Source organism: Chitinivibrionales bacterium (genome assembly GCA_014728215.1).
Lineage (GTDB): Bacteria > Fibrobacterota > Chitinivibrionia > Chitinivibrionales > WJKA01 > WJKA01.
The window spans coordinates 1-8,402 of the sequence record WJLZ01000073.1 but is presented as its reverse complement, the minus strand read 5'-3'; the positions used below and the strand labels follow the sequence as shown (position 1 = coordinate 8,402).

General features: G+C 41.2%; 9 protein-coding genes. All 9 read left to right on the top strand.

The window, feature by feature from the left end; all coding sequences use genetic code 11:
* Positions 1–310: 310 nt before the first annotated feature.
* On the top strand, positions 311–730 hold the full coding sequence (locus GF401_05280; GenBank protein ID MBD3344455.1) for a hypothetical protein: 420 nt from the start codon (positions 311–313) through the stop codon (positions 728–730).
* Between the two features lie 43 nt (positions 731–773).
* Positions 774–1,007: a hypothetical protein gene (locus tag GF401_05275; GenBank protein ID MBD3344454.1), complete on the top strand. Its 234-nt coding sequence runs from the start codon at positions 774–776 to the stop codon at positions 1,005–1,007.
* The gene (locus GF401_05270) at positions 1,004–1,825 is read left to right on the top strand and encodes a hypothetical protein (GenBank protein MBD3344453.1); all 822 of its coding nucleotides are present in this window, start codon (positions 1,004–1,006) and stop codon (positions 1,823–1,825) included. The genes GF401_05275 and GF401_05270 overlap by 4 nt, the downstream gene beginning before the upstream one ends.
* 6 nt (positions 1,826–1,831) lie before the next feature.
* The gene (locus GF401_05265) at positions 1,832–2,398 is read left to right on the top strand and encodes a hypothetical protein (GenBank protein ID MBD3344452.1); all 567 of its coding nucleotides are present in this window, start codon (positions 1,832–1,834) and stop codon (positions 2,396–2,398) included.
* 249 nt (positions 2,399–2,647) lie between these two features.
* Positions 2,648–4,177, top strand: a complete 1,530-nt coding sequence (locus GF401_05260) for an AgmX/PglI C-terminal domain-containing protein (GenBank protein MBD3344451.1) — start codon at positions 2,648–2,650, stop codon at positions 4,175–4,177.
* A gap of 187 nt (positions 4,178–4,364) precedes the next feature.
* A complete protein-coding gene (locus GF401_05255) occupies positions 4,365–4,526 on the top strand; it encodes a hypothetical protein (GenBank protein MBD3344450.1) in 162 nt (53 codons plus the stop codon).
* Between the two features lie 5 nt (positions 4,527–4,531).
* On the top strand, positions 4,532–5,443 hold the full coding sequence (locus GF401_05250; GenBank protein ID MBD3344449.1) for a hypothetical protein: 912 nt from the start codon (positions 4,532–4,534) through the stop codon (positions 5,441–5,443).
* A gap of 475 nt (positions 5,444–5,918) precedes the next feature.
* Positions 5,919–7,481: a hypothetical protein gene (locus GF401_05245; GenBank protein MBD3344448.1), complete on the top strand. Its 1,563-nt coding sequence runs from the start codon at positions 5,919–5,921 to the stop codon at positions 7,479–7,481.
* A gap of 247 nt (positions 7,482–7,728) precedes the next feature.
* Positions 7,729–8,402 (top strand): hypothetical protein (locus tag GF401_05240; protein MBD3344447.1); only part of this gene is annotated, 674 nt, incomplete at its 3' end.

Sequence of the window (8,402 nt, the reverse complement as noted above, 5' to 3'; positions counted from 1 at the left end):
TTTCGACACAGCGTCCAACAAGCAGCTTTTCTGTATTCGCCCAGGTACCCGTGAAACCGATGGGATGGCTGTAGAAGAACTCACAGAATTCTTCAACGCTGTCATGTATCCCGAGCAAAATGCACAAAAACAGCAGCAGAAACAAAAAGAAATCGAAGAACGAAACAAGGCCATACGGGAGCAACGCGAAAAAGATCAAAACGACGAATCCAAATGGGACTTGCTGGGATAGGAGGGTAGCCCCTGGAATTTCGGCCACGCGCGCAGGTGCCCAAATTTAACCCCGCAAATTTAACCCCGAGGAGATATCATGAATATGCTAAAAATTGTATGCATTGCCTTACTGTCATTACTCTTTGCATGTAAGCAAAACACTGAGGATGCTTCCAAACAAATCCCCTTGCCAGGAATTTGGTACGAAAAAGGCTCAAGTGTCATAAATTTCGACGATTCACTCATTTTCTTTGGCGAAAAAGTTGATACTGGCTACGTCTTTAGAGTCACGGGGAGCTACAATGAATCAGGAGATACGGTGTTTGTAAAGGCGATAGAATCAACTCACAGTTATTTTAAAACCGGTGACTCGTTTGTATACATACGTCAAAATGATTGGATCTGGTTTCAGAAATATGTGAATCGTCATGGTGTTGTTAAAGAAGAATACTCCGAATTCGAAGTTGGGCTCGCACACAAGCGATTTTACCCTGCTAAAAGAATAGCAGAAGATTAGTATGTGAATTATTAGACCATCAAGTTAAAATAAAATAAAAAAAATGGAAACAGAAAGCAGCTGCATCGATGCAGTAGAAACCGCGGAAGCCGAAGGACGCTGGCAGTATTGCACCTGGCAGGTCAAGGTGAACCTGATTTACGATATGCGTTTTGGCGGTGCGGGTATCGGAGGGTTTACTGAGGAGCGGAAAGAGGATGCCGTGATTGCGGTGTTGAGGAGTGCACGGCTCTGGGAAGCGCCGCTCATAAAAGTACCGATTCATACGCAAAGGTGATCAGCACAATAGCAAAAGTGTATGCGGCAACACCGGCAATTGAAGTCCAGCAGAAGCGCGCAGCGATTTGGCGGCTATTGCAGAATGGACTCGATGCGAAGATAAACGTGATTCCGGATTCATTTAACAAGCATGAATACTTGGATGAATTTGTCGATGCCGCTCATGGTGAGACATTGGAATTCGAGCGCTTTGAGATTGACCCAGAATCTGTCGCGCACATGCGGAATATCGACAATCTTGAGTTTCTTATGGACAGCTTTGGGGCGGTGCTGGATGGTTTGAGTCTGGCGATGAATGTGTATCATCTTTATAAAGAACTTAACGTAAAAACCAGTTATGAGGCAATTAAAAATATTTCTTCTATAGCGTTATTTTTTACTCGAAACTCAACCAAACATATTTACAAGAAAGCTAGTTTTGGAGCTATTGCAATCACTGGGTCGGTTGATGCGGTTTTATGTGGCATAGAAACATACGGGGAATTTAGCGAAAAAGATATTGATGCCGCCGGTTTTAAAGCTGCAGAAACACTCGGTTCTGCATGTATGGCAGCAGCCGGATTTTGCTATTTAGCCGGGGCTGGATCAAGCGCAACAATTTTGGGGGCTCCAATCGGCGTTTCATTAATAGTGGCAGGTACTGCACTTAGTATTGTTGGTGGTATAGGCTATGTGTTTGCTAATGACACTCCTGTGACTATTTTCATTAAAGAAAGTCCCTGGGGAACAGGAGGTAATTATAATCAAACTCCAAATAATATGGAAACAAATATTCAAAAAGTACTTGGTTACGTCAAAAAGCAAAAAGGAAAGTGATTCAATATGAATAAAATAACCATTCCGCAGGAAATTATAGAGTATGTAAAAAAAGAGAACGATTATGTTTCCAGATTTATAATTCCAGTGGAAAAAACGATAAAAACAATTGTATTAGTAATGTCATTACCCGTGTTAGTTACAATTCCAATATTTTTTATTCCTGGTTCAATAAGGCATATAGCAGTAGTTAAGCTTCTATTATTCTCATGGGCTCTTTGTTCTTCTCTCTCCTTTTTCATGTGGAAAAGTGAACGTCAGGAAGCCATTCTCGATAGAAAAAACATGACTGTCTCAATCCGCACTCGCGGCTCCTTGCGTAATTGTAAGGTTCTGGATGCAAAACAACTCTCACCATGCATCGAAACCATTGAACGTCCACAGGGGGTGAATCCAAAGCAGTTCACCCTCAAGGATAAAAAGACAAATATAAGTTATTTTGAGCTTGTACCAAAGGCATCTTCCTCTTTCGATCAGAACAATCAGGCCGATGCAATCCGGGAGTTTTATATCAATTTCTTTCTCAATCCGCAGCAAAAAGAATATATGAAGCATGAGCTTGATAACATATAAATACGTACTTTCAAATTAGCTTTATTCAAAATTAACCCGTAAGAAATTTTTATTGCTTTGTGGATACGACAACCGGCTTTTCATGCAATATGTAATTGCTCACGCAAAGACAGCAACAATCAGGCATGCATATAGAATACTTTAGAACAGAAAATAAATCGGACATTGTAATAAATGATTTCATATATCCTGCTACAAGCCACCAAGACCAATACAAAATATACCTAATAAAACAAAGGGATCTCAATTATGAGAAAAGCCTACTCCAAATATCAAAAGCTCATATATACCACATTTTTCACAGCAATCGCAACCATTCTGCTCAATTGGAACTCTACTGAAGCCAAAACCAGCAAAATTAATGACAAAGCTATACGCCTTCCCTGTACCCAGTCTACCGAACCAGTGCCTCAAACATTGCCGGTTGTATCAGCGTCAAACTCAGTTATCGCTTTAAACAATACCGTGCTTTCTACGGATGTTTTGGCAATAGGTTCAATTTCATATTCTGAATCAATTATTCTGGACAGCCTGAAAAAGCAATTGCAAAAAACGGAGAAAGGACAAACTGAAATAATCCTCCGCTTTGATCGCGATCTCAACTACGCAGTGGCATACAGATTAATGAAAACAGTCCTTAAAACAGGATTCAGATCTATGTACATACAGACTGAAAACAGAGTAACCGGCAAATCAGCTTCCGAATTGCTGAGATATGAGCCTGCATCATCGACTCCTAAAGGTGAAACGCTGGATCTGAGCATCAATCTTGATGAAAACGAATATGCGCTTGCGGCTAAAGGCGCTATGCTGCCGCCTTCATATTTCAAAGTATTCCACCGTTATTATCATCCGGCCAAAAGAAAATCGTTCGTGGTTGAGCACAAAGTAGATGCGGCAGTAACTCACCCACGTACCGGCAAAGATGTTTCTGAGCAAGCACGCTTCGAGCGTCTCTGGTTTATTTGTCCGCAGAAAGACACCGGTGTTACGGAATATTATTACACCAAAAACGGCAATCTTCTTATCGACCTGGACCAAAAGCCTGTTGCGAATATTAATTCAGGAGACACCGTCTTTATTCTTCAAAATCCTCCGGTGAAGAAATACATCGAAGATGTTTCCAGCTACCATAAAAAACCTCTTGTTGCCGAGGACAAGGTATTTAATATTATGCTCAGGATCAGAGGCAGATTTCATGATGCCGTAGATATAAACCGGATTGTAATTTCTGGAAAAGACACTATTCCATTTGAGAAATTCGTCCACTTTGTTTCTGTAGCTCGCCTTGCAGGCTTCACGACAATTGTTCCGGCTATTGCAGATCCTGCTTTCAGAACAAATGCGACTGAGAAAAAAGGACGCATCATTTACGGCAACAGCGGTTATGGAAGCGGCGGGGGTGTCGATGAATTGCTAAAGAAAGCGCCATCGATGCTGAAAAAAAGGGGAAACCTGAAAGCATCGATACCGGTTATACGTAAAGGCAAACGGGATATAGAATCGATTCGGCGCGTCGCTAAACAAAATGCTGCCCTACTCAGATATCAGTATAACAAGCGTTTGCGAAATAATCCGGACCTGAAAGGCACAATCATCATGCACTTTGCCATAGATGAATTCGGTAAAGTAATCTATTGCAAGCCAGTGAAAAACACAATGAATGACGAAGAATTTGCTGAAATTATTTCTACCAGGATTTTACGCTGGATTTTTCCTGAATTAAGGAATAATAATGAGATAACAGAAGTGGAATACCCATTTGTTTTTGAGGATTGACATACGCGTGCTTTTACATCTGTACAAAGGCTAAAATAAAAAGCGCTACCCGGGTCTTTATGAACGCGAGCTGTGGAAAAAATGGTGTAAAGAATTCAAAGGAACATCTTCAATTGTATCAAGTCTCGACGAATCGCTTGAAACGCGCATTGACAATTTCATTTCCAAACTTGCAGGTCAAATAGTATTGAAAGAAGCGCTTTCAGGCGAAAAGGCTTTTTTGCTCACGCTTGAAAGCTGTTATCGTTCAAACAGGTTCGGCAACGGCGGTCCTATCTGGGAATTTGACAGCGATCTGTTTCAAAAAGATGCCACGGAACTTATTAATGCCTATTATGGTAAGGAATAAATATTATGAGATTATTGATATTCTTGTTACTATTTTGTGCTGATATATATGCACTAAAATCATTCAGCCCATCCCAGTTTGTTAATATCCATAATTTGAAACTCCCTGCCATTTCTGAAAAGATGCTTGACTTTTCAAAGCATGCACACGAAAGTGATTCGTGGAGATATTTCTATATTGGTAAATCCGGTAAAATTGACAGTGTGTATAACTATCGCAAACTGCGTAATTTCCATGAATTAGCACAAATACATACCTATGAATATCGGGATGACACAACATTAATAGCAGAACTCTCTATTGCCCAGGATAACGGCGACACGTTAAGTAGATGGGTGCGAAAAATTTCACAAAAAGGCAGGTTTGAAGTTTCTATTGATATAAACAGAAATTGCACCTGGTATCATAAACGAAACAAATGGGGTAAAAGAATCTACGAAAAAAAGCAATGCCCCGGTGATGAAGAACCAGAAGGTTCTGAGTTTAATTATATAGATCGAGGAGATTACATTGAATCTATTAAAACGAAAAAAGGCAAAGTTGATTCTAACAGCATCAGGCGATACTATTTCACGGATTTCGATAGCGTGGTTGCAGATTACATTGTAACAACATACCAAAAGCCTACATTGGTGAGTCTGATAAAATATGGAAAAAACAAAAAAGTTAAAACAAAGTTTGGATTTAATTCATTCGATACCTTGAACAGTATTGTGAATATCAATCATTATGAATATGATTCTAAAAATCGTTTGTTTCGAGAATACTATTTAACTGCAAATGATTTCAATGACCCTTCTGATGGCTACCAACTAGCCAATTACACTCAATTCGAATATGATTCGCTTGGACGTTTAAAGAAAAAAACGACATGGGTGGTTCCGGAGGAGAGCGATAAGGATAAAGAGAAGAAATAATATGAGTTCCCTGTGCATCATAATAAAATGCAGAGCCCCCTTTTAAATGAACTGTTTTTGAGATTGAAAAAGATTTAAATAAAGATGTGATCAAGCGCCACTTTAAAAGCGCATTTCCCATTCCTTGCCGTTATAATCGTCTCATATCCCATAGCATTCATTATGCGTTATACGTTTTAAGATATTACGTTACCGGGAATAATCAGTATTTCTGTTTCACATGGGATGCTCTCATTGGAGTGCCGATTTTAGGATTATATCATCAAGTTGAAGAATAAGGCTTTTAATGAGAAACTCTTTCTTTTTCATCTTAACAGGTAATCGCCAGGACATTTTATGATATTACTTAATGAGAAAATATTAATTAAATGGTTTACAAAGCCATCACCCATAATTATTTTAAACATCACGTGCTGTAAACTCGTTCTGCCGGCGCAGATACATCTTTATTTACTTTTTTCCTCTGAGCATCATTATGAAAACTAATAATACGCTAATGGTAGCTATTCTCCTGGTGTCGGTTTTCTGTGTATTTCTTCTTTTATGCGCCAAACCAACCGACCCGACCACCGAATATGATAATGTGGATCTGGAAATCGAAATAGTATCATCAGGGGGACATACAATCGGCGACACAATTGAAATTGCCGCAACAGTAACGCTCCCACGGCTGGTCTCTTCACTAACCTTCGATGCTGGCGATGATCTTGATTCAACGATCCAAATTACTCAATCAACCGGCATTAAGGATACCTTTTATTTGCGCTTTGAGGCGAATTCTACCGGTGATCTGCTTGTTTCGGTAGTTGCTCAGTTGAAAAACGAGCACACCATTTCCCGCACCACAACAGTTGCCATAGAAGGCCTTGTTCCGGTAATCGATTCCCAGGCAACAACAATTCATGTGAAGGAAGGCAATGCCTGCACACTCTGGGTGGTATCATCGGGCACCCCCTCTATGACAAATATTTGGTACAAAAACGGAACCGAATTTATCGATTCAACTTCCGGACCACTCATTATCGATCCATCACAACTCAGCGATTCAGGTTCCTATAGGGCTGTTGTCCGAAACAAATGGGGTACCGACACAACAGAGGTACTAACAGTAAAAGTTTCTCCTCTTGGAGCGCCGGACGCCCCGGTTAATCTGACTGCGCAAAAAACCACCGGATCGGTGATTCTTCTCTGGGACCCGGTGGAGGGCGCCGAGGGCTATAATGTATACCGTCATGACAGCAAATTCGAAACAACAGAACCTGTAGCTCAAACCACTCAGGCTGTGTATACCGATAACGACCCCGGCAATTATCATTACTGGGTAACAGCGTATAAAGGAGACTATGAATCACTGCCTTCAGGAGCGGTTTTTTCCGGAAATCTGGCTCCACAATGGAATTCCGATTCGATTCATGTTGAGGTAAATGAAGGCGATTCAATCTCTATTCCATTACCTGATTCTGTGTCGGACCCGAATACTCACGATGAACTCACCTTCGATGTAATCTCTTCACACTCAATATCAGGAAACATTATTGCCGATACGATGTATTCATTTGTTGCAGGCCATCGGGACAGCGGATTATATGATGAAAGCATTATCGTAAGCGATGGTGAATTGAATGACACCCTGTTTGCAATAATTCATGTTGAGGCAACCTATTGTACACTTTCTGTCGGCACTGCAGAAAATGGAAGCGTCCACGTAGATCCGTCAGGAGATATTTATCGCTGGGCGGACACCGTAACCGTTACGGTAAGTGCGGATAGCGGATTTGAGTTTTCAGGATGGAGCGGAGATAATACGGGTTTTAATGAACAAATTACTCTTACAATGGACAAAAACTACTCCATTATACCTCAGTTTACTCCTGTATCAGAATGCAGGATCCTTCAGCCGGGAGAAAGCATCAGGCAGGCGATCCGTGAAGCAAGCGCCTCAAACGAAATAATCGAAAAGATTTGTCCACAACCGGGAAGTTACGATAATGGTGCGCTTAAGGTGAATGGAACGGTGAAAATTGTAATCCGGAAATGAAGAGAGAAAACCACGAATTGCACTAATCACACGAATAAAAGGCATAATGGAGAAAATATTATTTAAAGAAGAAAGCTATCGAATTATGGGGGCTTGTTTTGATAATATCAATTTCGGTCATTTCCCCAAATTAGGATATGAAAGAATTGCTGTTTAAACCATTCGTGATATTCGTGTCATTCGTGGTGATAAAACAAAACCACGAATTGCACTAATCACACGAATACTTTTTTAAAGGAGATTTTTTATGAGGCTTATTCTTGGTATATTAAGCGCTGCTGCAGTTTTATACGCCCAATCGAGTTCATCAATCGAGTTTTTCGACAGCACCGGAGCCGGCAAAACAGCTACCTTTGGTTGGAAAGGCACTGCCCAGGACGGCAAATTTTTTCTTGAAAACTCCTCTGGAACCGAAGAAATGAGCGTTCGGGACGGTAATGTAACTGCAACTCAATTCACCGGTGACGGCAGTGGTCTTTCAAATGTTCCTATTGAGGATGGATCGGTGACTACTTCAAAAATTGCGGACCGGGCGGTAACCGATGCTAAAATCGACTCGTTGAGTTGGGATAAAATAAAAAATAAGCCGGTAATTCCATCGGGCGGCATTGCCGACGGAGCTGTAACATCATCAAAAATTGCCAACGATGCTGTCACTACCGCCAAAATTTCCGACCGTTCGGTAACTGAAGCTAAAATTGACTCAGTCGACTGGCACAGGATTAAAAACATGCCTGATGGCTTTTCCGACGGTGTGGATAATGAATCATCAGGAGGTACCACAAGCGGCATTACCGGTGTCGGTGCAGGCCCCGGCCTTACCGGCGGTGGAGCAAGCGGCAACGTAGAGCTTTCGGTGGATTTTGCAGGAACCGGAACACTCAACACCGTATCACGAAGTGACCATACCCATTCGGACGC